The following is a 25,715-nucleotide window of genomic DNA, read 5'->3' on the forward strand; positions in this document are numbered from 1 at the left end:
TCTCGCCAAAGCAGTGAAATGGGCGTAGAGGACCCTCATGCTGAATCCCATGCCGCTTTCCGAGGCCCAGAGCCTGCCGTTCTGGCGCCGCCCCATCACGCTCTTGTTCATGATGGCGCTGACCATGCCCATTGCGTTCAACGCATGGAGCGCGCTGCTGAACAATTTCGTCATTGAGGCGGCAAACTTTGACGGGGCTGATATCGGCCTGTTGCATACGGTGCGCGAGATTCCGGGTTTTCTGGCGGTTGGCGTGATTGCCGTCATCATTTTCATCCGCGAGCAGGTGCTGGCGATGATCTCGTTGATGATGCTTGGTGTCGCAACTGCTGTGACTGCTTGGTTCCCTAGTCTGGGCGGGTTGCTGTTTGTGACCTTATTCAGTTCGATCGGGTTCCATTACTACGAGACTGTCAACCAGTCACTTCAGTTGCAATGGTTGCCCAAGGACCGCGCGCCGCAAATTCTGGGATGGCTGGTGGCGATGGGGTCGGCGGCGACCATGGTGGTGTACGGGCTGATCGTACTGACCTGGGATCGTTTTGATCTGTCGTACAACATTGTCTTTATGGCTGCGGGCGGTGTTACAGCTTTGCTGGCAATGTTCTGCCTGTTTGCCTATCCGCAATTCGATGCGCCCACACCACAGACCAAGAAGCTGATCCTGCGTAAACGCTACTGGCTGTATTATGCGCTGCAATTCATGGCCGGTGCGCGGCGGCAGATATTTGTCGTCTTTGCCGGGTTCATGATGGTCGAGAAGTTCGGATTTGAAGTGCATGAACTGACCAGCCTGTATCTGATCAACCTGATGATCAACATGATGGCCGCCCCATTGCTTGGAAAGGCGGTGGCAAAGTTTGGTGAGCGGCGCACGCTGATCTTTGAATATACCGGCCTGGCTATCGTGTTCGCTGCTTATGGTGGCATCTATTGGTTCGGCTGGGGGGTGCTGTTGGCGGCGACCCTGTACGTGATCGACCATGTGCTGTTTGCGCTGGCTTTGGCATTGAAAACCTATTTCCAGAAAATCGCCGACCCTGCTGACATCGCGCCGACCGCTGCAGTGGCCTTCACAATCAATCATATTGCGGCGGTGTTTTTGCCCGCTTTGCTTGGCCTGCTTTGGGTGGTGTCGCCGGGGGCCGTGTTCGGCCTGGCCACGGCTATGGCCATCGGTTCACTACTGCTGTCCCTGTTGATACCGCGTCATCCCGAGCCGGGCAACGAAACCATCCTGACCAAGTACGCCCCCGCCCCCGCGGAATAGGCCTCAGCGCTTGACCTTCACGTCGCGGCGTCCTAGGCGCGGTGTTAATCGAGACAGGAGCCCCCAATGCCCACATTCACCGCACTGACCACGCTGACAGGTAAGAAAGCCGCCGAAGGTCTGGGCGAGGCGATGGAACGTCTGGAGCCGGAGCCAACGGGCGTTGGTGTGTTCGAAGTCGAAGACGACTCTGGCCTGTGGGAGGTCGGCGGATACTTCACCGAAGCCCCGGACGAGACTGCATTGGCGGTTCTGGCCGCCGCGTTCGGCGCCAAACCGTTTGTTGTTTCAGAACTGCCGGAAACCGACTGGGTTGCACATGTGCGACGCGAACTGGCGCCAGTCGAGGCGGGCCGTTTCTTTGTCTATGGCAGCCATGATGCCGATAAGCTGCCCGAAGGTCGTATTCCGCTACTGATCGAGGCCGCGATGGCCTTTGGCACCGGCCACCATGGTACGACGTTGGGCTGCCTTAAGGCTTTTGACAGGCTGCTGGACGAAGGCTTTGCAGCAACAAAGGTGGCGGATATCGGTTGCGGCACCGCCGTTCTGGCCATGGCCGCAGCCCGGGTGTTTGACGGCGACATCATTGCCAGCGACATCGATGAAGTGGCCGTGGACGTGGCCGAAGCCAATCTGAAAGCAAACGGCATGGCAGGTGCAGTGCAATGCGTTGAAGCCGCAGGGTTCGATCATCCCGATCTCAAGGCGCACGCGCCCTACGATCTGATCTTTGCGAATATTCTCAAAGGTCCCTTGGTGGCCCTGTCGCCGGAAATCGCGGCGAATCTGCGTCCCGGCGGGTATGCAATCCTGTCGGGAATCCTTAATGAACAGGCTGATGACGTCGTATCTGTTTATTCTCAAAATGAACTCAATCTAACTCACAGGGGTGAGATTGGTGAATGGACGACGCTAATCTTAACGAAACAGGGCGCAAACTAGGCTATTTGCAGGAGTTTTGTGGAATTTTGCCACGATTTTGTCGTAATCTCTTTTTACCGTTTCCTGACTGAAGTCGAGGGGGGCGGTTTTTGGAGGCTGCCATGACGGGTAAACAACTGGAGTTCACTCAGCGCGTTAATCGCCTGAACAAGAAGCATCAAAAGATGAGCCGTGGCTATCGCGCGACGATGCGCAGGGATGGCTTGGTCGTCATGAAGCCGCAGCGGGTAAGCTCGGCAGTGCCTGCCAGGGTACTGTTGCTCACACTTCTGGGAGTTCTGGCGTTCAAAGCGTTTCTTTTGTCCAGCCTTGGCCCGACCGGATACCAATATCGGATCGATAGTTTGAACGAAGGCACATCGGTCGAGAAAGCCGGTGCGTGGGTGATGCAGATCGACCCGGTGTCGCAAGCGCTGGCGGTTCAGCTCAACAAGATTTTGTACTGATTATCAGTCTTCGGACGAAGAAACACCGCGTGCCTGGGGCATGCGGTGTTTCTGTTTGCCCTCTAGGGAAAAGGAAGGGGCGAATGAGTGTGGTGGTCGGTATTACCGGCGACCTTGGGCGATGGCGTCGATGTCGCCACGGCACAGGCCGATATCTTCCAGTTCGCGATCGCTCAGACCAGTCAGCGCGTTGCGGGTAACGCGGGCGTCATTCCATTCGACGGCAGCGTTCACGGCCGATACGAAAAATGCGCCGATACGGCCAGCAAGGCCGAATGAGCCAGTGGAGGCGAAGCGGGTTGTGTCCAGTGCAGCCATATCCTGTTTCCTTCTGGTTGGTGTTCACTTTGCAGTCTTGCGATCTGCCCGGCATCTAGTGCCGCCATATCGCCTGCACAAGTTCCGTTTTTGCATGTGTCCTATGCGTTTTTTGCAACGCTTCACGAAGCTGTAATCCCCTTAAATATTTGGTTAAAATGCGTTCATAACAGTGTCGAATTCAGACATCCTCATGTCGCAAATCGCGCGTTAAGTCGCCTGTGGAACAGGTCTGTCGTTTTCAGCCCATGGGTCAATTCGCTTGGAAAATGTTCACGCTTCGTGCTAGGCGTTGAAAAAAGATCACAGAACCCGAGCAGGCCGAGGCAAAACATGCGAATTCTGGGCATTGATCCGGGGCTTAGGACCCTGGGATGGGGCGTCATCGAATCAAATGGCAGCCGCCTGAGCCATGTGGCCAATGGTTTGTGCAAGTCGGATGGAGATGATCTGGGTGAGCGGCTGTTATCTCTTCACAACCAGATTGTCGAAGTCATCGCCGATTACCAACCGGATCAGGCCGCCATCGAACAGACTTTTGTGAACAAGGATGGCGCCGGCACACTCAAACTGGGTCAGGCGCGGGGGGTGGCGTTGCTGACACTGGCTCAGGCTGGATTGCCGGTGGGAGAGTACGCACCCAACCGCGTCAAAAAGACCGTGGTTGGTGTGGGTCATGCCGAGAAAGAGCAGGTGCTGCACATGGTCAAACTGCAATTGCCGGGCTGTTTGCCGAAAGGGGCCGATGCGGCAGATGCGCTGGCGATTGCGATCTGCCATGCCTATTACGGAAAGACGCAACAGGCGCGTGTGAAAGAGGTGCGGGCATGATTGGTAAACTGACAGGTCGCTTGGACTACCGCGCGGCGGATCACGTGCTGATCGATGTGCGTGGCGTTGGCTACCTCGTCTATTGTTCTGACCGGACCATGGCTGCGTTGCCGGGTGTGGGTGAGGCGGTCTCGATCTATACAGACATGGTCGTGCGCGAAGACCTGATGCAGCTTTACGGTTTCCTCTCATTGATCGAGAAAGAATGGCACCGCCTTTTGTGCTCGGTTCAGGGAGTCGGAGCGAAGGTATCTCTGGCGATCCTCAGCGCACTGGGGCCGGACGGTGTCAGCCGCGCAATCGCATTGGGCGATTGGAGCGCGGTCAAGGCGGCCAAAGGTGTCGGACCCAAAACGGCCCAGCGGATTGTTTTGGATCTCAAGGACAAGGCTCCGGGTGTCATGGCCATGGGCGGCACGGTTACCGAGGCGATGGATGGGCCAGAGCTTGAAGTCGTCGAGCCGGGTGAACCCGCGTCCGCGCCAAAACGTTCGGTGAAGCCGCCTTCTGGCGCGTCTGCCGCGTCCGCCGGGGCGTTGTCGGCGCTCGCCAATCTTGGATATGGGCCGTCCGACGCAGCAGCGGCCGTGGCCGAGGCGGCGGCCAGTCAGCCTGAGGCGGGAGAGGCGGATCTGATCCGTGCTGCGCTCCGCTTGTTGGCTCCGAAAGGCTAGATGAATGGTAGACGCTGATCCCACTGTGCGCCCGGAGCCCCTGCCCGAGGACAACGACCGCGCGCTGCGCCCGCAGGGGCTGGACGAATTCATCGGTCAGGCTGAGGCGCGCGCCAACCTCCGCATCTTCATCCAATCTGCGCGCCAAAGGGGCGAGGCGATGGATCACACGTTGTTTCATGGACCTCCGGGGTTGGGTAAAACGACCCTCGCGCAGATCATGGCACGCGAGCTAGGGGTGAACTTCCGCATGACCTCGGGCCCGGTTCTGGCCAAGGCGGGTGATCTGGCGGCGATCCTGACCAATCTGGAGACGCGCGATGTGCTGTTTATCGACGAGATTCACAGACTGAACCCGGCGGTGGAAGAAGTGCTTTATCCGGCAATGGAGGACTTCGAGTTGGATCTGGTGATCGGTGAAGGCCCGGCCGCCCGCACCGTTCGGATCGAACTGCAACCTTTTACGCTTGTGGGGGCGACCACTCGGATGGGTCTGCTGACAACGCCCTTGCGCGACCGGTTTGGCATTCCGACGCGACTTCAGTTCTATACGATTGACGAGTTGCACGAGATCGTCACCCGCAACGCGCGTAAGCTGGGCGCGCCAGCCGATAATGATGGCGCGCGCGAGATTGCGCGCAGGTCGCGCGGGACACCACGTATTGCCGGGCGCCTGCTGCGCCGGGTGGTGGATTTCGCCATAGTCGAAGGAGATGGGCGGATCACGCGCGAATTGGCCGACGGTGCCTTGACGCGTTTGGGCGTCGACAATCTTGGCCTGGATGGCGCAGACCGGCGCTATCTGAAACTGATCGCTGAAAACTACGCCGGCGGGCCGGTTGGGATCGAGACGCTGTCGGCGGCGCTCTCGGAAAGCCGGGACTCGCTGGAAGAAGTGATTGAACCCTATCTGCTGCAACAGGGCCTGATCCAGCGAACACCGCGTGGGCGTATGTTGGCGCAAAAGGCCTGGACGCATCTGGGAATGGCTGCGCCCAAGCGGCAGAGCGATCTGTTTGGTTGATGCCAGCGCCCAGAGATTTTATGCCTTTCCGTGTGAGGTTTTTCGAAAAGATGAAGGGCTGGGCGTGACACCGGAAGAGATTGAGGCACTGTTTACGCGCGAAAGCGGTGAGTTTCTGTTTGCGCGTTGGGGGCGGCCCATCGTGCCGATTGTGTTTGGTGTAGAAGACGAGACGCTATCCACTGTGAAGGGCGCATTCGAGGCTGTTGTCACTCTGGCCGGTCACAAAATGGCCGAAACCGACCCCGAGCTTGGTGCCAACTGCATGATCTTCTTCTTCCGGGATTGGCAAGAGCTGCTGGAGGTGCCGGATCTTGATCGTCTGATTCCCGATCTGGCACCGTTGGTCGAGCGCTTGGTTGAAGCGGATGCAAACCAGTACCGCATTTTCCGGTTTGAAGAGGACGGCGCGATCCGTGCGGCTTTTGTTTTTCTTCGCATGGACAAGCAGTTGTCCAAGGTGCCGGCGGAAGCGCTGGCGCTGAGCCAGGTGGTGCAAACCATCCTGCTTTGGTCCGATACTGCGTTTCGAACGCAATCTCCGCTGGCTGTGGCAGGTGAAACGACGATCCTGCGTCCCGACATTGCTGCGCTAATCCGGTCAGCTTATGATCCGGTTCTGCCAGGGGCGGCGCAGGATGCGTCTCATGCGCTCAGGTTGTTTGCCCGGTTGGAGCCACCGCAATGAAACACATCTACCCGGTTCGCGTATATTATGAAGACACCGACATGGGCGGCGTTGTCTATCACGCGAACTATCTGCGGTATATTGAACGTGCGCGTTCGGATTGGGTGCGCAATCTGGGCAATGACCAGAACGCGATGCGGGAAGAGGGCATTGTTTGGGTCGTGCGGCGGGTTGAGGCCGATTACCTTTCGCCTGCCAGGTTCGATGACGAACTGATCGTCGAAACCGAAGTCACGGAAATCTCGGGTGTGCGGCTGACCATGGCGCAGCTGGTCCGGCGCGGCGAGACCGAGATTTTTCGCGCCTCGGTCACAGCTGTATGCATCAACAAGGACGGCAGGCCGATCCGACTTCCGGCAGAGATTCGCGCATTGATGTAACAATTTGCGTCTCAGGGGTGGTTCTGTTGGCATTTCAGCCCCAACTGCGTTAGCGTTTGGCAAAACAAGGCCAAACAAACGGCCGTCAGGCAAAACAAAGAGCAGGTTCATGGAAGCTGAAACGCTGGCGCTGGCGCAGGAGATCGATTTCTCCATGTGGGGGCTGTATGCCCGCGCGACCTTTATCGTCAAATTGGTGATGTTGATGCTGATCGGCGCATCCATCTGGTCTTGGGGTATTATTATCCAGAAGCTGATCAATTACCGAGCGGCTCGTCGCGAGGCGCAGACTTTTGACGAGAGCTTCTGGTCCGGAAACCCTTTGGACGAGTTGTTCGAACAGATCGGAACCCAGCCGGATGGCAGTTCAGAGAAGATTTTTGCAGCGGGCATGATCGAATGGCGAAGGTCGCACCGAAATGATGGCGGATTGATTGCCGGAGCGACCGCGCGGATAGACCGTTCCATGGATGTGGCCATTGCTAAAGAGGCAGAGACCTTGCAGAAAGGTCTGCCCATCTTGGCCACGGTTGGATCGACTGCGCCGTTCATCGGCCTGTTTGGTACCGTCTGGGGCATTATGAATGCCTTTATCGAAATCGCAGAGCAGCAGAATACCAACCTGGCGGTCGTGGCCCCAGGTATTGCCGAGGCGCTCATGGCGACGGGGCTGGGCCTTCTGGCGGCGATCCCGGCGGTGATTTTTTACAACAAGCTCAGTGCAGACTGTGACCGCATCGTGGGCGGGTACGAAGCCTTTGCCGATGAATTCGCCACCATCCTGTCGCGCCAGTTGGACAGCTGACAATGGGTGCGGCGGTTCAGCAATCTTCGGGTGGAAACGGGCGCAGACGCGGCCGGCGTCGCGGTCGCGCGCAACCCATGGCGGAGATCAACGTGACCCCGTTTGTGGACGTCATGCTGGTTTTGCTGATCATCTTCATGGTGGCCGCGCCATTGCTGACCGTCGGTGTTCCGGTGGATCTGCCCAAGACCGCTGCCAGTGCTTTGCCCAGTGACAATGAAGAACCGTTGACCGTGACTCTGACGGCAGATGGGCGTGTGCAAATTCAGACAACTGACGTGTTGCGCGAAGAGTTGATTGGCAAGCTGCGGGCCATCGCCGCAGAGCGGAGCAGTGACCGGGTTTTCCTGCGCGCCGATGGCGCAATTCCTTACGCTCAGGTCATGCAGGTCATGGGTGCGCTGAACGCGGGCGGGTTTTCCAACGTTGGGCTTGTGACCGATACGGGCGGGCCGACGCTGGATGAAGGTGGAGAGTGAGGCCGCACGGTGGATACCGGCACCAAGATTTCGGCGATTGCGCATGTCAGCCTGATCGGAGCGGCGCTGTTCGGCGGCACCTTCCGATCCGAGCCGTTGCCGATGGCCGTACAGGATGTGTCAGTGATTACCGCTGAACAATTCGCGGCCATGACGGCCCAGCGGGATGCGCCTGCGATCCCAGAGGTGCCGACGGCATTGCAACAGCCGCCCGAACCACAGGCTGAGACCAAGCCGCCAGAACCTGTGGTCGAGGAACAGCCGCGCCCTGAACCCGTCGTGCCTGCCGAACCCGAACCCGAGCCTGCTCCTGTAATCGTCGAAGCGCCGCCGGAGCCGGACGTGCCGGACGAACCGCCAACATTGACAGAGCCCGAGGTCGAACCTGTCGCACAGCCTGTGCCCCCGGGGCCCGAGGCGCAGCCGCGCCCGTCGGATCGTGTCGCCCCCGAGGCCATAGCGCCACCACCGCCCGAGGCAAAACCGGATGATTTCGAAACGCCGCCGGTGTCTCTGGACGAAGGCGCCGAGGTTCAGCAGGAACAACAGGATCAGACTGCGCCGGAAGAAGCGGCCCCGGAGATCGTGACCGAGGCAGAGGAAACCAAAGAGCAATCTCCGCTTACGTCACCGCGACCGCGGGTGCGTCCGAACCGCCCAAGCCCCCCGCCCGAACCTGTTGTGGCGCAGAAACCGGAAGCGGTACCTGAACCTGACGCACAGGCCGATGAGGTCGCAATCAATGACGCTCTGGCCGAAGCCTTGGGCAGCGGAACCGAGCCTTCCGGCCCACCGCTGACCAGCGGCGAGAAGGACGCGATGCGATTGGCCGTGTCCAAATGCTGGAACGTGGGCTCTTTGTCTACGGATGCGCTGAGCACTGTGGTCGTTGTAGCATTTTCGCTGAACCGTGATGGTACAGTTGTGGATGGCAGCATTCGGATGCTGGACAGTTCTGGTGGGTCTGCGGGTGCGGCCAATCAGGCCTATCAGGCCGCCCGGCGCGCGATTTTACGCTGCGGGGCCAGAGGATATGACTTGCCTGCTGACAAATACGCTCATTGGCAGGATGTTGAGATTACATTCAATCCCGAGAGGATGCGGATCAAATGATGAAACTTCTGACCAGCCTCTTTGTCGGCCTGACGCTGATGTCTGCGCCGGTTCTTGCACAGAACGGTCCCCTGCGACTGGAGTTGGACCAGGGCATTATCGAACCATTGCCCTTTGCGGTACCGAACTTTGTCCCCGATGGCCCGTCAGCGGCGCAATTTGCACAGGACATCTCGCGCGTGGTGGCGGCTGATCTGACGGGAACCGGTTTGTTTCGCGAAATCTCCTCGGATGCGTTCATCAGCAGGGTCAGCAGCTTCGAAGCACCGGTTCAGTTTGCCGATTGGAAAGCGATCAATGCCGATGCGCTGATCACGGGGGCGGTCAATGTTTCGGGCAAGAACCTCACGGTTCGGTTTCGGGTCTGGGATGTGTTTTCGGGTCAGGAACTGGGGAACGGCCTTCAACTGGCGGGTACCACCGAAGGCTGGCGACGCATGGCCCATAAGGTGGCCGATCAGGTGTACAGCCGGATTACGGGCGAGGGCGGTTACTTTGACAGCCGTGTGGCCTTTGTTTCGGAAAGCGGGCCGAAGAACCAGCGCCTGAAACGTCTGGCGATCATGGATTATGATGGGACGAATGTGCAGTACATGACCGACAGTGCGGCGATCGTGCTGGCGCCGCGCTTTTCGCCTACCGGCGATCGGTTGCTTTACACCAGCTATGAAAGCGGCAGCCCGCGCATCTATGTTCTGGATGTGGGCCGCGTCAAACGGCAGGAACTGAAGACGCAGGACGGAACCATGAGCTTCTCGCCCCGCTTTTCGCCGGATGGCCGGTCGATCGTGTATTCATTGATTCAGGGCGGAAATACGGATCTGTGGAAAATGGATCTGGCCTCGGGGAAAAGCACCCGTCTGACCAACACGCCGGCGATTGAAACCGCACCCAGCTATTCGCCCGACGGCAGCCGGATCGTGTTTGAAAGCGACCGTTCTGGTACGCCGCAGCTTTACGTGATGCCTGCGAACGGAGGCGAGGCCACGCGGATCAGTTTTGGCGCAGGTCGTTATGGCACGCCGGTATGGTCCCCGCGTGGCGATCTGATTGCCTTTACAAAGCAAAACCAGGGCCGTTTCCACATTGGCGTTATGCGCACGGACGGGTCCGAAGAGCGGTTGCTGACGGCCTCGTTCCTGGATGAAGGCCCGACGTGGTCGCCCAATGGACGTGTCATCATGTTCACCCGTGAAACGCAGGGTGCCAGTGGCCGGGCCTCGCTGTATTCGGTGGATATCTCGGGCCGCAACCTGCGCCCTGTGCGTACACCGGATGGCGGCAGTGATCCGTCATGGGGCCCACTACAGAATTGATCGCAGCAAAGTTCACAACGAATCGTCCCTGTGGTAGACAGGCGGCAATAATCAAAACACGAGGCACTTGAAATGAATGTATTGAGCAAAGTCCTGGCGTTGGGCGCGCTGAGTGTGATCGCGGCCTGTACGAACAATGACCCCTCTGCTTTGGGCGGCGGTGGTGCCGGTGGCACTGGCGCAATCGTACCGGGCTCGCCCAGTGACCCGCGTTCGCCAGCGTATTTCCAGCAAACCGTCGGCGACCGTGTTCTGTTCGCCGTGGACCAGTCGACCTTGTCTCCGCAGGGGCAGACCGTACTGCAAGGACAAGCCGACTGGCTGCTGGCCAATCCGGATTTTGTTGCCACGATCGAAGGTCACGCGGATGAGCAGGGCACGCGTGAGTACAACCTTGCGCTGGGCGCGCGTCGGGCAAATGCCGCGCGTGAGTATCTGATTTCGCGCGGTGTCGCGGGCAACCGTCTCAAAACCGTCAGCTACGGCAAGGAGCGCCCGATCGAAATTTGCAGCGTTGAGGAATGTTATTCCAAGAACCGCCGCGCGGTAACGGTGCTGACCGGGTCAACTCTGGGGTAAGACAATGCGTATTGCGGGATGGGTATTGGCGGCGGTCATGGCGACGACCGGTGTTGCACAGGCACAAGATCAACAGACCTTGGCTGACATACGCCAGGAACTGACGGTGCTGTACGTGGAAATTCAGCGTCTGAAGCGCGAGTTTTCCACCACAGGATCCCCCGCGCCAAACTTGTCCGGCAGTTCGATTCTTGAGCGCGTCGACGCAATAGAGGCCGAATTGCAGCGCCTGACCCGTCAGACCGAACAGCTTAACCAGCGGGTGCAGAGCATTGTCTCCGATGGCACCAATCGCATCGGGGATCTGGAATTTCGTCTGTGCGAGTTGGAGGCAAATTGCGAGATATCGGGTGAGCCGACGAGCACGCTGGGTGGAGATGGCACGGATGCTGGTACAGCTGCAATCGCGCCTGCCACACCACCTGAATCAGATCAGGGTGAACTTGCTGTAGGTGAACGGGCGGATTTCGACGCGGCATCGCAAGCGCTGGCCGAAGGCGACTATCAGACCGCTGCCACCTTGTTTGCGCAGTTTGAAACAAGCTATCCCGGCAGCCCTCTTGCCCCTGAAGCTAATCTGAAAAGAGGTCATGCGCTTGAAGGCCTTGGCGACACCCGCGAAGCCGCGCGTGCGTTCTTGGCTAGCTTTACCGGAGATTCCGAAGGTCCCTTAGCCCCCGAGGCCCTCTATGAGTTGGGCGCGGCGCTGGGGCGTCTGGGGCAGACCGATCAGGCTTGCATCACGCTCAATGAAGTTGGCGTGCGCTTTCCATCCGCACCCGCGTTCGCGAATGCCACGCAAGAGATGTCTGCGCTGGGGTGTTCTTGAGACGACACAGCGAAAACCTGCTTGCAGAGCTTCGCGCCCGGCTTCCCGAAAGGCTTCCGCGCAAACTGGGGGTAGCGGTATCAGGTGGTGGGGATTCTGTCGCGCTGATGCATCTCTTGCATGAGATCGCTCAAACCGAAACGACCACCGTTTTTGTTGCCACGGTCGATCATGGTTTGCGCCCTGAGGCCAGGCAGGAGGCCGAGGCCGTGTCCCGCCAGGCCGCTGCATTGGGGATGGCTCATGATACTTTGCATTGGGCGGGTTGGGACGGCGCTGGCAACTTGCAGGATCATGCGCGTCGGGCTCGTTACAAATTGCTCGCCGACTGGACGCGGGAGCGCGGAATAGACGCCATGGCGTTGGGGCATACAGCAGATGATCAGGCGGAAACGTTGTTGATGCGCCTGGGTCGATCATCAGGTGTCACGGGTCTGTCCGGCATGTCCGCAAGTCGGCAACTGGAAGGGCTGACATTACTGCGACCTATGCTGGGGATCACCCGAAAGGACCTGCGAGCCTACCTGGCCGGTATCGGCGCATCGTGGGTCGAAGATCCGTCGAATCAGGACACACGTTTCGACCGCATCAAAGCGCGAGAAGCCCTATGTGGCCTCAAACCATTGGGAATTGACGCGCTTTCACTGTCTCGAGTGGCCGACAATCTGGCGCAGGCACATGCAGCCCTGGGTGTGTTTGCGCAGGAATCCGCACGGAATGTAGCCCAGGTTGAGCAAGGTGATGTGAAGGTGGACAGGGCCGGGTTTGCCGCATTGCCCAAAGAAATCCGACGCCGCGTGTTGGTTGGAAGCCTCGCCTGGATCGCAGGACAGGGATACCCCCCGCGCCAGGCTGCGGTCGAGCAGGCGATGGAGGCCATGACCGACGGACGGCCTGGATCGGTCGGTGGGTGTCTGTTGGTCCCCAAGGGCAATAGTGTTTGGATTTGCAGGGAATTTAGGGCCGTGGAGGCTCAGATATCAGCATCCGACGAAGTATGGGATGGCAAATGGGTCTTAAGCGGACCCGAAATATCCGGTGCCGAGATCCGTGCTTTGGGTGAAGGTGGGCTGCGACAGGTGCCCGATTGGCGCGAAACAGGCCGCCCCAGACTTGCCTTGAGCGCGACGCCTGCTGTCTGGCAAGGGGGAACGGTGCTGGCTGCTCCGCTTGCGGGATTTGCGAACGGATGGCGCGCGGACATGTCACCAGAATGGCCCGAGTTCTACGCATCTTTTTTATCGCATTGAACATACCACAATCCTCTCTATTTTAAGAGGTAACTTGGCAGCTCCTCACCTGCCGGAACTTTTGGGAGAATTTCCTTGGGCAACGCTCGCAATATCGCGTTTTGGGTCGTTCTGTTCTTGCTCATCCTTGCACTGTTCAATCTGTTCAGTGGACCGGGCGGAACGCTTCAGAGCAATGAGAGAACTTATTCCGACTTTGTCGGCGCCGTGCAAGGCGGCGAAGTCAAGAACGTGACGTTGGATGGCGAGCAGATTCGCTATACCACAGAAAGCGGTGCGACTTATGTCACGATCAAACCCGGCGATGCCGAAGTCACCAAGCTTTTGATTGATGAGAACATCCCGGTTCAGGCGGTCAAGCAACAACAGTCTGGCTTCCAGTCGTTCCTGATCACGCTCTTGCCGTTCCTGTTGCTGATCGGTGTCTGGGTATATTTCATGAACCGGATGCAAGGCGGTGGCAAAGGCGGCGCGATGGGCTTTGGAAAATCCAAGGCTAAGATGCTGACCGAGAAGCATGGTCGCGTGACCTTTGATGACGTCGCAGGAATCGACGAGGCCAAGGAAGAACTGGAAGAGATCGTAGAATTCCTGCGCAATCCGCAGAAATTCAGCCGGCTTGGCGGCAAGATCCCGAAAGGTGCTCTGCTGGTGGGACCACCGGGGACGGGTAAGACATTGCTGGCCCGTGCCATCGCGGGTGAGGCGGGCGTTCCGTTCTTCACCATTTCGGGGTCCGACTTTGTCGAGATGTTCGTAGGTGTCGGTGCATCCCGTGTCCGCGATATGTTCGAACAGGCCAAGAAGAACGCGCCCTGCATTGTGTTCATCGACGAGATTGACGCCGTTGGCCGCCATCGTGGTGCAGGTTACGGCGGTGGTAACGACGAACGCGAACAGACCCTTAACCAGTTGCTGGTCGAGATGGACGGATTTGAAGCCAACGAAGGTGTGATCATTCTGGCGGCCACCAACCGCAAGGACGTACTGGACCCGGCCTTGCTGCGTCCGGGCCGGTTCGACCGCAACGTCACCGTTGGCAATCCTGACATTAAAGGCCGCGAAAAGATTTTGGGCGTACATGCCCGCAAGACACCTCTGGGCCCCGATGTCGATCTGCGCATCATTGCGCGCGGGACACCGGGTTTCTCGGGTGCTGATCTGGCAAACCTCGTGAACGAGGCCGCGTTGATGGCCGCCCGCGTAGGCCGTCGCTTTGTAACCATGGAGGACTTTGAGAACGCCAAGGACAAGGTGATGATGGGCGCCGAGCGCCGCTCGATGGTGCTGACCCAGGATCAGAAGGAAAAGACCGCCTATCACGAGGCCGGACACGCCGTTGTCGGCCTGAGTCTGCCGCTGTGTGATCCGGTCTATAAGGCGACGATCATCCCGCGCGGTGGCGCGTTGGGTATGGTTGTATCGCTGCCAGAAATGGACCGTCTGAACTATCACCGTGATGAATGTGAGCAAAAGCTGGCTATGACCATGGCCGGGAAAGCCGCGGAAGTGATCAAATATGGTGAAGATCATGTGTCGAACGGCCCGGCCGGGGACATCATGCAGGCCAGCCAGTTGGCGCGCGCCATGGTGATGCGCTGGGGTATGTCTGACAAGGTTGGCAATATCGACTATGCCGAAGCGCATGAGGGATATCAGGGCAATACTGCCGGGTTCTCGGTCTCTGCCCATACCAAAGAACTGATCGAGGAAGAGGTGAAACGCCTGATCCAGCAAGGATACGAGCGGGCGCACCAGATTCTGACCGAAAAGAACGAAGAATGGGAGCGTCTTGCGCAGGGCCTGCTTGAGTATGAAACCCTGACTGGGGATGAGATCAAACGCGTAATGAATGGCGAGTCACCCAGCGAGGATGATGATGAAGGCGACAAGCCTGATGAAGGCAGCGCGCCCAGTGTCACGGCCATTCCTAAGACAAAGGCCAAGAAGTCTCCTCCCGATGATGGCGGGATGGAGCCTGAACCCACTGCATAGTCAAAAGAAACAGACCCGGGGCACGCTCCGGGTCTTTTCTCTTTTCATCGGGGTTTTGCCGGGCATTATGCGCGCAAGCAAAAGGACGAAAAGGGAAGGCTATGCCGTTTCTACGGGAAACCGAGTATACTGCTGAAGTAATCTGGCTTGGCCATGTTCCTACGGGAAAATCCCTGCGAGCTGATGCCGTTGATACGCTTGATCTGGGCTTCGACGGCGTAAAGGACGAGCGCCACGAGGGGCTTAATCGCGCGTCATGTGTCAGGGTCTCAAATCTCTATCCGAAAGGCACCGAAATTCGCAATGTGCGTCAGCTTTCGGTTCTCTCTGCCGAGGAGTTGCGGCAAATTGCGCAGGACATGGGGTTGGACCAGCTTGATCCGTCTTACCTTGGGGCGTCCATTGTGCTGCTTGGGATCCCGGATCTCTCACATATTCCGCCGTCTTCACGTCTTCAGGCAAAAAGTGGGATGACGATAACAGTAGACATGGAAAACGCCCCATGTGTTCTGCCTGGACGCGAGGTTGAAGCGGATCACCCTGGGTATGGCCCGGCTTTCAAACCTGCGGCGGCCGGACGTCGGGGCATCACTGGATGGGTAGAGCGACCTGGACGCATTCAACTTGGGGATCGGCTAAAGCTGTTTGTTCCGGATCAACCTGCCTGGGCTTACGAAAACGGGCTTGTTTCCGATTAGAAACCCCTGAACCGAACTTACGACGCTTCACGACGCCAGAATGTCGGAATCCATGGCTATTGAAATTGTACACAAGGGTATGGAATGCACAGCGCCGACGCCCTGCGTCGGCTTTGCACGGTATTCAATCAAGGACCCCGGCCAATGAGCTACAAATCCGATATCGAAATCGCCCGCGAAGCGAACAAAAAGCCGATTCAGGAAATCGGTGCCAAGATCGGCATCGACTCTGCGGATCTGCTGCCTTACGGCCATGATAAGGCAAAAGTCAGCCAGGACTTCATCAACTCGGTGCAGGACCGCGAAGATGGCAAACTGATCCTGGTCACTGCGATCAACCCGACCCCGGCAGGTGAAGGCAAGACCACTACCACCGTTGGACTTGGTGACGGTCTGAACCGTATCGGCAAAAACGCGATGATCTGTATCCGCGAAGCCTCGTTGGGCCCGAACTTCGGCATGAAGGGCGGCGCTGCTGGTGGCGGTTACGCGCAGGTTGTTCCGATGGAAGAGATGAACCTGCACTTCACCGGTGACTTCCATGCGATTACGTCGGCGCATTCGCTGCTGTCGGCGATGATCGACAACCATATCTACTGGGGTAACGAGTGCGAGATTGATATCCGCCGCGTTGCATGGCGTCGCGTGGTCGACATGAATGATCGGGCGCTGCGTCAGATCACTGCATCTTTGGGCGGAGTTTCGAACGGTTTCCCGCGCGAAACCGGCTTTGACATCACCGTGGCGTCGGAAGTCATGGCGATCCTCTGCCTCGCCAACGACCTGAAGGATCTCGAGAAGCGCCTGGGTGACATCATTGTTGCCTACCGTCGCGACAAGACCCCGGTCTATTGCCGCGACATCAAGGCCGAAGGCGCGATGACCGTTCTGCTGAAGGACGCAATGCAGCCCAACCTGGTGCAGACGCTGGAAAACAACCCGGCATTTGTTCACGGTGGCCCGTTCGCGAACATCGCACATGGCTGTAACTCGGTCATCGCGACCAAAACCGCTCTGAAAGTCGCCGACTACGTCGTGACCGAAGCGGGTTTTGGTGCCGATTTGGGCGCTGAGAAGTTCATGAACATCAAATGTCGCAAGGCGGGCATTGCCCCGTCGGCAGTTGTTCTGGTTGCGACCGTGCGCGCGATGAAGATGAACGGCGGCGTTGCCAAGGCTGATCTGGGTGCGGAAAACGTCGATGCGGTTCAGTCGGGCTGTGCCAACCTGGGCCGTCATATCGAAAACGTAAAGTCGTTCGGTGTGCCGGTTGTTGTCGCAATTAACCACTTCGTTACCGATACGGATGCCGAGGTTCAGGCCGTTAAGGACTATTGTGGCGAGCACGGCGTCGAGGCTGTTCTGTCGCGTCACTGGGAACTGGGTTCCGAAGGGTCTGCCCCGTTGGCAGAGAAAGTTGTCGAAATCGTCGAAGGCAGCACCGCGAACTTTGCACCGATCTACCCCGACGAAATGCCTCTGTTCGAGAAAATCGAAACCATTGCCAAGCGTATCTATCGCGCTGACGAGGTTCTGGCCGACAACAAGATCCGCAACCAGCTGCGCGAGTGGGAAGAGGCGGGATATGGCAACCTGCCGGTCTGCATGGCCAAGACGCAGTATTCCTTCTCGACCGACCCGACGCTGCGCGGTGCGCCCACCGGCCATTCGGTTCCGGTGCGTGAAGTTCGCCTGTCCGCAGGCGCCGGTTTCATCGTGGTTGTCTGCGGCGAGATCATGACCATGCCCGGTCTGCCTCGCAAGCCGGCCGCTGAAACCATCTGCCTCAATGACGCAGGTGAGATCGAGGGCTTGTTCTAAGCTGCTGAATAAGACATCTCGTGGTCCGGGGATTCATTCCCGGGCCATGAGGAGATGACGATGCCCACTCTGACACCGCCCCAGAACTGTAACACGATGCAGGACCTGCGGGCCGAGATCGACAAGCTGGATCGCCAACTGATCGAAATGTTGGTGACACGCGCGAGTTATATTGACCGCGCGTCGCAGCTGAAGCCGGGCGAGGGCCTTCCTGCCCGTATCCCGGAACGCGTCGAAGAGGTGGTGCAACGCGTGCGTGCAAACTCGGACGCGCTGGGGATGGACCCGGATCTGGCCGAGAAGCTATGGCGCATATTGATTGACTGGTCGATTGCACGCGAAGAGCGCGTGATTGGCACCGACTGACTGACCGGGCGCTTTGTGCGCCCGATCCGTTTTTTGAAAGAAGGGATCAAAACATGGTAGCTCAGGTTATCGACGGTAAGGCCTTTGCCGCAAAAGTGCGCGCACAAGTGGCCGATCAGGTCGCAAAGCTGAAAGAGGAAAACGGCATCACCCCCGGCCTGGCCGTGGTTCTTGTGGGCGAAGACCCTGCCAGCCAGGTCTATGTCCGCTCGAAGGGCAAAATGACTGTTGAAGTCGGTATGAATTCTTACGAGCACAAACTGGACGCAGCGACGTCGGAAGAAGATCTGCTGGCGCTGATCGACAAGCTGAACAACGACCCCGCCGTGCATGGCATTCTGGTCCAGTTGCCGCTGCCTAAGCACCTGAATGAAGATCTGGTGATCAATTCTATCGACCCGGCCAAAGACGTCGACGGGTTCCATATCTCGAACGTGGGCCTGCTGGGCACCGGTCAGAAGTCGATGGTGCCCTGCACCCCGCTGGGCTGCCTGATGATGCTGCGTGACCACCACGGCTCGCTTTCCGGCATGGACGCGGTTGTGATTGGCCGCTCGAACATTGTGGGCAAACCGATGGCGCAACTGCTGCTGGGCGATAGCTGCACCGTGACGATCGCGCATTCGCGCACCAAGGATCTGCCGGATGTCGTGCGCCGTGCCGATATCGTCGTGGCCGCCGTGGGCCGTCCGGAAATGGTGCCGGGTGACTGGATCAAGGAAGGCGCGACCGTGATCGACGTAGGCATCAACCGCATCGAGCGTGACGGAAAGAACAAGCTTGTCGGTGACGTGGACTATGCCAGCGCGTCCGAGCGTGCTGGCGCGATCACTCCGGTTCCGGGTGGCGTAGGCCCGATGACCATTGCCTGCCTGCTGGCCAACACGTTGACTGCGTGCTGCCGTGCCAATGCTCTGCCCGAACCAGAAGGTTTGACGGCATAAAGCAATCTGGTCGGGCCGATCCATTCGGCCCGACAAACCCCTTGGTTGCGCTGGACAAACACTGGACGCCACGGCCATTTTGTTCCAAATGGGTTTGACAGCTTTAAAATTCGTGATATCCCTGTATTCCCAGCCAGTTACAGGTAAGGTGCATCAGTGCTCGACGTGCTCAGGTTGATTTTTATTAAATCGTGCACAAAAGCGGTATGACGTCCAAGATTGACACTATTCGGAAAGCATTTACCCCACAGCGGGTGATGGCGGGTCTCGTCTTTCTTCCTTTGCTTGCCTATGCGTTTCCGCCGTTTCTGGTTGCTGATCTGACCTTTGGATTGCGACTTCTTTTCTGGACCGGGGTGATGGTCCTTGCCTTGACTGTTACCGGGGTGGCGCGAAAGCTGATGCAGAAAAACCCTGCATTTTTGAATGTTCCTGCCCGTGATGTGGCATTTGCCGCTTTAATTCTGGTCTTGTTCACACCGTCCCTTTGGATGTTGGCTTGGGTTCTTTTCACCTGCGGTGGTCACATGGCACCAGGTGCCCAGACAGTAGCAGTCTATGGGGTCCTGTTCGCGACTGGTTTGGTTCTTGTGCAGCGCGGTGACCTAAATACTTCGATGGACTCTGCGCCTGAGATCGAGAAGCCGCGCCTTGTCAGACGCTTGCCACCCAATTTCGACGGTCAAATCCATCGTCTGACGGTCAGGGATCACAATGTGGATGTTGTGACCTCGGAAGGCACGTTCACAGTCCGCTCGCGCTTTACGGATGCAATTGCCGAGATGGAGCCGGTTCCCGGACACTGTTCGCACCGTTCACATTGGGTGGTGGATGCGTCCATCGTTTGCGTTGAAAAATCAGGCGGTAAAACCTTTTTGCGCCTGATGAACGACGACCTGGTTCCGGTGAGCCGCAAGTACAAACCCATGTTGGAAGAAGACGGGTTGATCTGAATTTACCGCGGCATTGGAATCATGCGCGGTTGCGGACCGGTCAGAATGGCCATTGCATCCGCGTCCATGAGATCTGCCAGTGCCTGATCCGAACTGCGCAACCCCCCGGTATAAGTACCGTAGGCAGGCAGGATCAGCCGATTGCTGTCCAGCAAGAAGGCGGGTCGTGAGATGTGCCTGCCTTTCGTCCGAATCCGAGCTTTTGGATGAAAATGGCCTGAAATCTCGCCTTGTGGCCGACTTTGAGCGATATGGCGAAAGATAAGCGGGCCACACTGCCATTCGACCAAATGAGAGCCGCCCATCTCGATCGGGCCTGGATCGTGATTTCCTTCGATCCAGATCCACTGGCGCCCGGCCTGCAACGTTGCAATCCTCAACCCTTCGGCGCCGGGTAGAGCCCGGGCGGCTTCAAGATCGTCGAAACTGTCACCCAGGCAGATGACGGTTTCAGCGTTGGTGTGTTCCAGATCGCGCGCCAGCCGATCAAGCGTTTCGCGACTGTCATAAGGCGGAAGCGTCGCCCCGCCTCGACGGGCCATGCGTTCGGATTTCCCCAGATGCAAATCCGAGACACAGAGCAGTCGCCGCTCCGGCCACCATAATGCGCCAGATGGCAACGCATCGAGCCGCTGACCGGCAAAGGAAAACTTGCACACGTTCATGATACGTTCTTGAACTGTTTGCGGATGTTGCGCAAGGGGGATCAAAGCTGGTCCAACCCGGCGGTCTCAAGCAGGCGCGCGCTTTCTTCTGCAAGCAGCCTTTCCTCGGCTGCACCTTTGACAGGCACCTTTCCAACTTCAAGAAACAGCGGCGCGGCAAGTGGGGAAACGTGGTCCAGACGCAGCAGGTCGATGCGGTCTCCGATGCGGGCCAGCATCGCCTCGATACGACCGAAGTCAACCAGCCCGCGCATGGCTTCTTCGCGAGTGATCTGCATCAACAGATGATCGGGATCATATTTCAGTAGTGTGTCATAGAGAATATCCGACGAAAATGTGGCTTGCCGTCCGCTTTTGCGTTGCCCGCCCGTGTTGCGTTCGATCAGACCGGCAATTGTTGCCGACGCGCGAAAGGTACGCTTCATAACCGCGTTGCCTGCCAGCCAGGTGTCCAGCCCCTCACGCAGCGCTTCGGGTTGAAACAAAGGGCGAGGGTCAGTGACTGCGTCCAGCCCCCAAATCAGCGTGGCATAGTCTGTGGCTACAAACCCCAACGGGGCCAAACCGGTTTCCTCCATTCGCTTTGTCAGCAGCAGGCCCAATGTCTGTTGCGCGTTGCGCCCGGCGAAACCGTAAACGCACAGATGCTCTCGCCCGTCACTTGGAAAGCTTTCGATCAGCAAACGATCGCGCTGAGGCAGGCGAGACACTTGGCGCTGTAAGTCCAACCAATCAGCCGTGTGTGAAGGCAGGTGCGGCCAGTCAGTTTGGGCGAACATGCGCAGAATGCGGTCACTGAGTTGCGTGGAGGTTGCAAACTTCGTACCCGAGAAGGTCGCGATCTTTGGTTTGCGATCTGCGCGACGGCTGACTTCGACCACCATTTCGCGCAGGCCCTCATAGCGCACGATCTGCCCACCGATCAGGAAGGTATCGCCGGGGGTCAGCGAAGCAGCAAAGGCTTCTTCAACTTCTCCCAACGGTTTTCCACCACGGCTGCGCTTCAGGCGTACCTTCAGGGTGTCGGTATCCTGAATCGTGCCCAAGTTCATGCGAATGCGTGACGTTGCGCGAGGATCGCGCAATTGCCATTGCCCGTCGGCACGCTGCTGCAATCTTTGCCAGCGATCATAGGCGCGCAAGGCGTAACCCCCGGTGGCACAGAAATCCAGACAGGCGTCAAACTCGGGTCGCGTCAACTGCGCAAAAGGCCCGGCGGATGTCATCTCAGCATAAAGGTCATCGGCGTCAAAAGGCCCGGCGCAGGCCGCAATCAGAATGTGCTGGCACAACACATCGCGAGGGCCGGGGCCTCGGGGTTCCCCGTCCAGGTCATGAGCCTTGGCAGCCTCGAGCGCTGCAATGCATTCGACAACTTCAAACCGGTTAGCAGGTACCAGTAGTGCCTTGGAAGGCGCGTTATAGCGGTGGTTGGCTCGTCCAATCCTTTGCACCAGCCGTTTGACGTTCTTGGGCGCACCGATCTGAATCACCAGTTCGACATCGCCCCAATCAATGCCCAGATCCAGCGAGCCGGTGCAGACTATAGCACGCAAGTCGCCACGCACCATCGCTGCCTCGACCCGCTCGCGTTGCTGTCGGTCAAGACTGCCATGATGGACGCCGATGGGCAGGCCGTCGTCATTTGCCAACCACAGATTGTGAAAGTAGATCTCGGCCTGCGCGCGGGTGTTGTGAAAGATCAGCGTAGTCTTGTGCCGCCGGATTTGTTCCAACACTGCCGGAATCGAATAAGCCGCACCGCCGCCGGACCAGGGCGGCATTTCGGTTGTTTCCAGCATCTGTATGTCCGGGTCCGGGCCGGGGTCGGCCTGCACGATCCGGCAGGGGTCCGGGTGGCGCGCCAGAAAGTGGGCAATCGCTGCGGGGTCTTCGACCGTGGCTGACAAACCAACACGGCGCAGATCCGGGTTGAGACGCTGAAGACGCGCCAGGGCCAGTATCAGTTGATCGCCGCGCTTGCTTTCCGCCAGCGCGTGGATTTCGTCGACGATGATCCGTTGCACGCCGTCGAACATGCGCGGCGAATCTTCGTAAGAGGTCAGCAGCGCCAGACTTTCGGGTGTGGTCAGCAGGATATGGGGCGGGTCGGCCCTTTGGCGTTTCTTCTGTGTGGCTGAGGTGTCCCCGGTGCGATCCTCGATCCGAATAGGCAGGCCGATCTCGTCCACCGGGGTGCGCAGGTTACGTTTGATATCAGCTGCCAGGGCCTTCAGGGGAGAGACATAGATCGTGTGCAATCCGCCATGGCCACCGTCGGCCAGCTCGGACAGGGAAGGTAGAAAACCGGCCATGGTCTTGCCGCCACCGGTTGGGGCGATCAGCAAGGTTGACGGGTCCTTCGCCCGATCGAACATCTCTTGTTGATGTGGGTGGATGGACCAGCCTTTGGTGGAAAACCACGTATCAATCCGAGCGGGAATCTGCGTCATGGTCACAGATTACCCGCCCGGAGGAGGAATTGGCACGGCGTTATTTGACGATTTTCTCGTCTTTGACGAACATATTGGCCCAGGCACGGTCAATCAGGTCCGGGCTCATCTGATAAGGTATGCCCTCGAACTCGCAGATCGAGATCATCTGGTCGATCAGGAAGATCGGCTGATAGTTGGCATAGATATTGTCGATAGTCGGATACTTGACCTTCAGCAGGTGTACCAGTGCCGCCTCGTCTAGTGGTATTCCTCGTTTGCGGGCCACCATGGCGAAAATTTTCAGGAAGTTTTCCTGGTTCGGGCCGTCAATCTTGATCTTGAAGAAGATTCGACGCAAGGCGGCTTGGTCGAAGATCTCGTTCGGGTGGAAGTTGGTCGAGAAGATGACCAGCGTGTCGAAGGGTACTTCGAATTTTTCACCCGATTGCAGGCCGAGGATATCCTTGTTTTCCTCCAGCGGGACGATCCAACGGTTGACCAGCGCCTGCGGCGGCTCGGCCTGACGGCCAAGGTCGTCCACGATGAAGATGCCACCGGTGGATTTCAGCTGCAACGGGGCCTGATAGGTTCGTGCGGTTGGGTTGTAGACCAGATCCAACATGCTGAGCGACAGTTCACCACCGGTTACAACGGTGGGGCGTTCACATTGCACATAGCGGGAATCGAACCGCTTGCGACGGCGCAGGCTGTTGGGATCATCCGGCTCCTGTTGGATCGCCGTGTGAACGATCGGGTCATAAACCGTGATCACCTGCCCCGAGTATTCGATGGCGTAGGGCACATAAACATTATCGCCCAGTGCGTCCCGTACACCGTTCGAGATTGAGGATTTACCGTTGCCCGGGGGACCATACATCAAAATCGACCGGCCCGCGCTGACCGCAGGGCCCAGATGATCCAGCAGGCTGTCGGGTAGGACCAGATGGCCCATTGCACCTACGAGTTGTTCTCGCGTGACCTGAATATTGCGGATCGACTGGCGTTTAACCTGCTCGCGATAGACATCCAGCGGCACCGGCATCGCACCAAAATACTCGGATTGGCTCAGCGCATCCAGCGAACGGGCCTTGCCCGCATCGGTCAGCTGATACCCCATCTCATTGCCGCTATTGGCGTTCAGTGTCCCGGTCGCTTCAAGCAGTTTCTGATCGCGCGCGATGTCGATCAGTTCCTGAGTAACCGAAGTGGGAAGACAGATGGCTTCGGCCACTTCCGACACGGTGCTCGCGTTTTTGCGGAAAATCGTCTTCAGCAGAATATCCCGCATCATTACAAGCGGAAGCTTCATTTCGCCCAGACCCTTGGGGGCAGGGGGGGCCATAACAGAGGAAGTCTGCATATTCATGCGCGGTGCTCGTCCATCAAAATGTCACGCCAAGAACCCAAAAATGGGCGTCTTGAAAAAAATGAACCAGCTTTGTGGCGGGACAAAGGCAGCGAAAAGGCGCGCTGATGATAGTTTACGATCCGAGAACAGTGCCCAAAATCAGGTACATGGCGAGCGATCCGCCCAAGGCGAACCCCATCGGAAACTGTTTGCCTCGATCCCAGCTTTCCCAATGCGGCGCAATGGTGCGCAGCTTTGTGATTTTGGCCAAACGATGAGTGACCACGGCAGCCAGAATGCAGGCGGTCACGATCACCAGCACAATTCTAAAATCGCCGAGCCATACAAACGCCGACGCGGCAGCCAGAAACTTGGCGTCGCCAGCGCCCATGGTGCCTGCAGCATTCAGGAAGATACCAATTACCAGGACCACGACGATATGCAGAAGTTGCCAGAAATAGACCGGCATCGACACGGTGAACGGCCCCAGGTTGCCGCTGATGCCGCCTGTGGACCAGGGTGGGAGGACGATCAGACCTATCACAATGTAAACCAGTGCCAGCGCAAGGACTGCATGGTTCTTGATCCGCATCTCACGCATATCCGTGAATGCCACGTAAAAGCAGATCGGCAGCACAAACGGCAGGAACCAAGCCGCGGCCACTGCAGGTATTTGCATGTGTCAGGCCCCTTCAAGCGCCCGAAGCGAGCGGACTGCCTCGTCGAAATGCTGCGGGTGGGTTGAAATGGCTTCACGGAACAGGTTCTTGGCAGTTGTTATATCGCCCTGTTTGACTGCTGAAATACCCATTGTGTTCAGCAAGCGCGCCCGTTCAACCTGAGTCATGGGGACGACTGGCAGGCTATAGTTGCCTTGCGCTGATCGGGCCAAAACAAGGTTGTTCTTTGCGGTAAACAATGAGTTGTCCTGGCGGATTGCATCCGAGAACAACCGCTCAGCTTCGGCATATTGGCCGCGGGTCAGTTTGGAATACCCCCAGTTGTTCATCACACTGCCTGGACGTGTCGTCAGTCCGACAGCGGTTTCATAGAAATGATCCGCGCGCTTCCACTCTTTCCGGGAATCCGCAACCACGGCTTCAAGGCGATACCGTTTGAAGGTTTCAAAGGTCGGGGGGACCGAATCCAGAACCGTTTTGGCCTGCGACCAGTCTCCGTTTCGGACTAGTGCGTCCGCGTATTCGACCTTGTCCGCGGCATTCGTGCCTTTCATCGTCGTAACGCGCTTCCACGCGGTTACGGCTTCGGTCGTGCGTTTGGCACGGCCCAAGGAAATTGCCAGTCCACGCTGAAGATCGATCCGGTCCGGGTTTTTGAGTGCTGCACCGTGGAAATAGGTCACTGCCTCATTTGGATCAGCGGCGCTCAGAAGCACATCGTTCAGGTTGGTTTCGTCAATTACGTTCACTTCCTGGAATGTGCGTTCAACCTTTTCCTCTTCGGTTTCCTTTGCACAGGCCGAAAGGATCAGACCACTGATAACAACAGTCGGAATCAAGAATTGCTGGCGCATTTTTTGCGT

The 25,715-nt window shown here is 58.1% G+C and carries 27 protein-coding genes; 21 read left to right on the plus strand and 6 right to left on the minus strand.

What is annotated here, in order from left to right; all coding sequences use genetic code 11:
• Positions 1–37 precede the first annotated feature (37 nt).
• From AC2FLP_RS12725 to AC2FLP_RS12735, 3 genes are all read left to right on the plus strand, one after another.
• Positions 38–1,270, plus strand: coding sequence for an MFS transporter (locus tag AC2FLP_RS12725; protein ID WP_117869745.1), 1,233 nt, complete (start codon positions 38–40; stop codon positions 1,268–1,270).
• Positions 1,271–1,336: 66 nt separating this feature from the next.
• Complete coding sequence (locus tag AC2FLP_RS12730; RefSeq protein WP_117869744.1) at positions 1,337–2,215, plus strand: 50S ribosomal protein L11 methyltransferase; 879 nt, start codon at positions 1,337–1,339, stop codon at positions 2,213–2,215.
• Between the two features lie 101 nt (positions 2,216–2,316).
• Positions 2,317–2,661, plus strand: coding sequence for a hypothetical protein (locus AC2FLP_RS12735; RefSeq protein WP_117869743.1), 345 nt, complete (start codon positions 2,317–2,319; stop codon positions 2,659–2,661).
• 102 nt (positions 2,662–2,763) lie between these two features.
• On the opposite strand, the gene AC2FLP_RS12740 is transcribed toward AC2FLP_RS12735, so the two are convergent.
• Complete coding sequence (locus tag AC2FLP_RS12740; protein WP_117869742.1) at positions 2,764–2,979, minus strand: DUF1127 domain-containing protein; 216 nt, start codon at positions 2,977–2,979, stop codon at positions 2,764–2,766.
• A 333-nt stretch (positions 2,980–3,312) separates the two neighbouring features.
• Between AC2FLP_RS12740 and ruvC the strand changes: the two genes are divergently transcribed.
• The 18 genes from ruvC to AC2FLP_RS12830 all read left to right on the plus strand — a co-directional run bounded on the left by ruvC (position 3,313) and on the right by AC2FLP_RS12830 (position 19,724).
• Positions 3,313–3,810 (plus strand): crossover junction endodeoxyribonuclease RuvC, encoded by a 498-nt coding sequence (ruvC, locus tag AC2FLP_RS12745; RefSeq protein WP_117869741.1) that lies wholly within the window; start codon positions 3,313–3,315, stop codon positions 3,808–3,810.
• Positions 3,807–4,484, plus strand: a complete 678-nt coding sequence (ruvA, locus tag AC2FLP_RS12750; protein ID WP_299898555.1) for a Holliday junction branch migration protein RuvA — start codon at positions 3,807–3,809, stop codon at positions 4,482–4,484. Before ruvC ends, ruvA begins: the two co-directional genes overlap by 4 nt.
• A 4-nt stretch (positions 4,485–4,488) precedes the next feature.
• Positions 4,489–5,508: a Holliday junction branch migration DNA helicase RuvB gene (gene ruvB, locus AC2FLP_RS12755; protein WP_496673767.1), complete on the plus strand. Its 1,020-nt coding sequence runs from the start codon at positions 4,489–4,491 to the stop codon at positions 5,506–5,508.
• Between the two features lie 64 nt (positions 5,509–5,572).
• Positions 5,573–6,196 (plus strand): hypothetical protein, encoded by a 624-nt coding sequence (locus AC2FLP_RS12760; RefSeq protein WP_496684082.1) that lies wholly within the window; start codon positions 5,573–5,575, stop codon positions 6,194–6,196.
• On the plus strand, positions 6,193–6,576 hold the full coding sequence (gene ybgC, locus AC2FLP_RS12765; protein ID WP_299898561.1) for a tol-pal system-associated acyl-CoA thioesterase: 384 nt from the start codon (positions 6,193–6,195) through the stop codon (positions 6,574–6,576). Before AC2FLP_RS12760 ends, ybgC begins: the two co-directional genes overlap by 4 nt.
• A 109-nt stretch (positions 6,577–6,685) precedes the next feature.
• Positions 6,686–7,381: a protein TolQ gene (gene tolQ / locus AC2FLP_RS12770; RefSeq protein WP_117869737.1), complete on the plus strand. Its 696-nt coding sequence runs from the start codon at positions 6,686–6,688 to the stop codon at positions 7,379–7,381.
• A gap of 2 nt (positions 7,382–7,383) precedes the next feature.
• Positions 7,384–7,860 carry a protein TolR gene (gene tolR, locus AC2FLP_RS12775; protein WP_117869736.1) on the plus strand — a complete coding sequence of 159 codons (477 nt, stop codon included), beginning with the start codon at positions 7,384–7,386 and terminating at the stop codon, positions 7,858–7,860.
• A gap of 9 nt (positions 7,861–7,869) precedes the next feature.
• Positions 7,870–8,973, plus strand: coding sequence for a cell envelope integrity protein TolA (tolA, locus tag AC2FLP_RS12780; RefSeq protein ID WP_496684079.1), 1,104 nt, complete (start codon positions 7,870–7,872; stop codon positions 8,971–8,973).
• Positions 8,970–10,289 (plus strand): Tol-Pal system beta propeller repeat protein TolB, encoded by a 1,320-nt coding sequence (tolB, locus tag AC2FLP_RS12785; RefSeq protein WP_496684077.1) that lies wholly within the window; start codon positions 8,970–8,972, stop codon positions 10,287–10,289. Before tolA ends, tolB begins: the two co-directional genes overlap by 4 nt.
• A gap of 72 nt (positions 10,290–10,361) precedes the next feature.
• On the plus strand, positions 10,362–10,868 hold the full coding sequence (pal, locus tag AC2FLP_RS12790) for a peptidoglycan-associated lipoprotein Pal (protein WP_117869733.1): 507 nt from the start codon (positions 10,362–10,364) through the stop codon (positions 10,866–10,868).
• A 4-nt stretch (positions 10,869–10,872) separates the two neighbouring features.
• Complete coding sequence (ybgF, locus tag AC2FLP_RS12795) at positions 10,873–11,697, plus strand: tol-pal system protein YbgF (protein WP_496684075.1); 825 nt, start codon at positions 10,873–10,875, stop codon at positions 11,695–11,697.
• A complete protein-coding gene (gene tilS, locus AC2FLP_RS12800; protein WP_496684072.1) occupies positions 11,688–12,947 on the plus strand; it encodes a tRNA lysidine(34) synthetase TilS in 1,260 nt (419 codons plus the stop codon). Before ybgF ends, tilS begins: the two co-directional genes overlap by 10 nt.
• Positions 12,948–13,022: 75 nt before the next feature.
• Positions 13,023–14,942, plus strand: coding sequence for an ATP-dependent zinc metalloprotease FtsH (gene ftsH / locus AC2FLP_RS12805; RefSeq protein ID WP_117869730.1), 1,920 nt, complete (start codon positions 13,023–13,025; stop codon positions 14,940–14,942).
• Between the two features lie 101 nt (positions 14,943–15,043).
• Positions 15,044–15,640 carry an MOSC domain-containing protein gene (locus tag AC2FLP_RS12810; protein ID WP_117869729.1) on the plus strand — a complete coding sequence of 199 codons (597 nt, stop codon included), beginning with the start codon at positions 15,044–15,046 and terminating at the stop codon, positions 15,638–15,640.
• 144 nt (positions 15,641–15,784) lie between these two features.
• Positions 15,785–17,461: a formate--tetrahydrofolate ligase gene (locus tag AC2FLP_RS12815; RefSeq protein WP_117869728.1), complete on the plus strand. Its 1,677-nt coding sequence runs from the start codon at positions 15,785–15,787 to the stop codon at positions 17,459–17,461.
• 60 nt (positions 17,462–17,521) lie between these two features.
• Positions 17,522–17,827: a chorismate mutase gene (locus tag AC2FLP_RS12820; protein ID WP_117869727.1), complete on the plus strand. Its 306-nt coding sequence runs from the start codon at positions 17,522–17,524 to the stop codon at positions 17,825–17,827.
• A gap of 53 nt (positions 17,828–17,880) precedes the next feature.
• Positions 17,881–18,771 carry a bifunctional methylenetetrahydrofolate dehydrogenase/methenyltetrahydrofolate cyclohydrolase FolD gene (folD, locus tag AC2FLP_RS12825; RefSeq protein WP_117869726.1) on the plus strand — a complete coding sequence of 297 codons (891 nt, stop codon included), beginning with the start codon at positions 17,881–17,883 and terminating at the stop codon, positions 18,769–18,771.
• A gap of 206 nt (positions 18,772–18,977) precedes the next feature.
• Complete coding sequence (locus AC2FLP_RS12830; RefSeq protein ID WP_496684067.1) at positions 18,978–19,724, plus strand: LytTR family DNA-binding domain-containing protein; 747 nt, start codon at positions 18,978–18,980, stop codon at positions 19,722–19,724.
• A 2-nt stretch (positions 19,725–19,726) separates the two neighbouring features.
• On the opposite strand, the gene pdeM is transcribed toward AC2FLP_RS12830, so the two are convergent.
• From pdeM to AC2FLP_RS12855, 5 genes are all read right to left on the minus strand, one after another.
• A complete protein-coding gene (pdeM, locus tag AC2FLP_RS12835) occupies positions 19,727–20,389 on the minus strand; it encodes a ligase-associated DNA damage response endonuclease PdeM (protein WP_496684065.1) in 663 nt (220 codons plus the stop codon).
• A 41-nt stretch (positions 20,390–20,430) separates the two neighbouring features.
• On the minus strand, positions 20,431–22,842 hold the full coding sequence (locus AC2FLP_RS12840; RefSeq protein ID WP_496684062.1) for a ligase-associated DNA damage response DEXH box helicase: 2,412 nt from the start codon (positions 22,840–22,842) through the stop codon (positions 20,431–20,433).
• A 40-nt stretch (positions 22,843–22,882) separates the two neighbouring features.
• Positions 22,883–24,190 carry a DUF8689 domain-containing protein gene (locus AC2FLP_RS12845; protein ID WP_117869723.1) on the minus strand — a complete coding sequence of 436 codons (1,308 nt, stop codon included), beginning with the start codon at positions 24,188–24,190 and terminating at the stop codon, positions 22,883–22,885.
• Positions 24,191–24,305: 115 nt separating this feature from the next.
• Positions 24,306–24,851, minus strand: a complete 546-nt coding sequence (locus tag AC2FLP_RS12850) for a prepilin peptidase (RefSeq protein WP_117869722.1) — start codon at positions 24,849–24,851, stop codon at positions 24,306–24,308.
• A gap of 3 nt (positions 24,852–24,854) precedes the next feature.
• Positions 24,855–25,706 carry a tetratricopeptide repeat protein gene (locus AC2FLP_RS12855; RefSeq protein WP_117869721.1) on the minus strand — a complete coding sequence of 284 codons (852 nt, stop codon included), beginning with the start codon at positions 25,704–25,706 and terminating at the stop codon, positions 24,855–24,857.
• Positions 25,707–25,715: the final 9 nt, after the last annotated feature.

The sequence above is a fragment of the Ruegeria sp. CDSA141 genome (genome assembly GCF_059612005.1).

What these genes read in the sequence shown, in the direction of transcription:
- AC2FLP_RS12830 (WP_496684067.1), top strand. Translation starts at nt 18,978, where the DNA reads ATGACGTCCAAGATTGACACTATTCGGAAAGCATTTACCCCACAGCGG.
- tolQ (WP_117869737.1), top strand. Translation starts at nt 6,686, where the DNA reads ATGGAAGCTGAAACGCTGGCGCTGGCGCAGGAGATCGATTTCTCCATG.
- ybgC (WP_299898561.1), top strand. Translation starts at nt 6,193, where the DNA reads ATGAAACACATCTACCCGGTTCGCGTATATTATGAAGACACCGACATG.
- AC2FLP_RS12815 (WP_117869728.1), top strand. Translation starts at nt 15,785, where the DNA reads ATGAGCTACAAATCCGATATCGAAATCGCCCGCGAAGCGAACAAAAAG.
- ruvB (WP_496673767.1), top strand. Translation starts at nt 4,489, where the DNA reads ATGGTAGACGCTGATCCCACTGTGCGCCCGGAGCCCCTGCCCGAGGAC.
- tolR (WP_117869736.1), top strand. Translation starts at nt 7,384, where the DNA reads ATGGGTGCGGCGGTTCAGCAATCTTCGGGTGGAAACGGGCGCAGACGC.
- AC2FLP_RS12740 (WP_117869742.1), bottom strand. Translation starts at nt 2,979, where the DNA reads ATGGCTGCACTGGACACAACCCGCTTCGCCTCCACTGGCTCATTCGGC.
- AC2FLP_RS12730 (WP_117869744.1), top strand. Translation starts at nt 1,337, where the DNA reads ATGCCCACATTCACCGCACTGACCACGCTGACAGGTAAGAAAGCCGCC.
- AC2FLP_RS12725 (WP_117869745.1), top strand. Translation starts at nt 38, where the DNA reads ATGCTGAATCCCATGCCGCTTTCCGAGGCCCAGAGCCTGCCGTTCTGG.
- tolB (WP_496684077.1), top strand. Translation starts at nt 8,970, where the DNA reads ATGATGAAACTTCTGACCAGCCTCTTTGTCGGCCTGACGCTGATGTCT.
- pdeM (WP_496684065.1), bottom strand. Translation starts at nt 20,389, where the DNA reads ATGAACGTGTGCAAGTTTTCCTTTGCCGGTCAGCGGCTCGATGCGTTG.
- folD (WP_117869726.1), top strand. Translation starts at nt 17,881, where the DNA reads ATGGTAGCTCAGGTTATCGACGGTAAGGCCTTTGCCGCAAAAGTGCGC.
- pal (WP_117869733.1), top strand. Translation starts at nt 10,362, where the DNA reads ATGAATGTATTGAGCAAAGTCCTGGCGTTGGGCGCGCTGAGTGTGATC.
- AC2FLP_RS12840 (WP_496684062.1), bottom strand. Translation starts at nt 22,842, where the DNA reads ATGACGCAGATTCCCGCTCGGATTGATACGTGGTTTTCCACCAAAGGC.
- ruvC (WP_117869741.1), top strand. Translation starts at nt 3,313, where the DNA reads ATGCGAATTCTGGGCATTGATCCGGGGCTTAGGACCCTGGGATGGGGC.
- AC2FLP_RS12855 (WP_117869721.1), bottom strand. Translation starts at nt 25,706, where the DNA reads ATGCGCCAGCAATTCTTGATTCCGACTGTTGTTATCAGTGGTCTGATC.
- AC2FLP_RS12820 (WP_117869727.1), top strand. Translation starts at nt 17,522, where the DNA reads ATGCCCACTCTGACACCGCCCCAGAACTGTAACACGATGCAGGACCTG.
- ruvA (WP_299898555.1), top strand. Translation starts at nt 3,807, where the DNA reads ATGATTGGTAAACTGACAGGTCGCTTGGACTACCGCGCGGCGGATCAC.
- AC2FLP_RS12845 (WP_117869723.1), bottom strand. Translation starts at nt 24,190, where the DNA reads ATGAATATGCAGACTTCCTCTGTTATGGCCCCCCCTGCCCCCAAGGGT.
- ybgF (WP_496684075.1), top strand. Translation starts at nt 10,873, where the DNA reads ATGCGTATTGCGGGATGGGTATTGGCGGCGGTCATGGCGACGACCGGT.
- AC2FLP_RS12810 (WP_117869729.1), top strand. Translation starts at nt 15,044, where the DNA reads ATGCCGTTTCTACGGGAAACCGAGTATACTGCTGAAGTAATCTGGCTT.
- AC2FLP_RS12735 (WP_117869743.1), top strand. Translation starts at nt 2,317, where the DNA reads ATGACGGGTAAACAACTGGAGTTCACTCAGCGCGTTAATCGCCTGAAC.
- AC2FLP_RS12850 (WP_117869722.1), bottom strand. Translation starts at nt 24,851, where the DNA reads ATGCAAATACCTGCAGTGGCCGCGGCTTGGTTCCTGCCGTTTGTGCTG.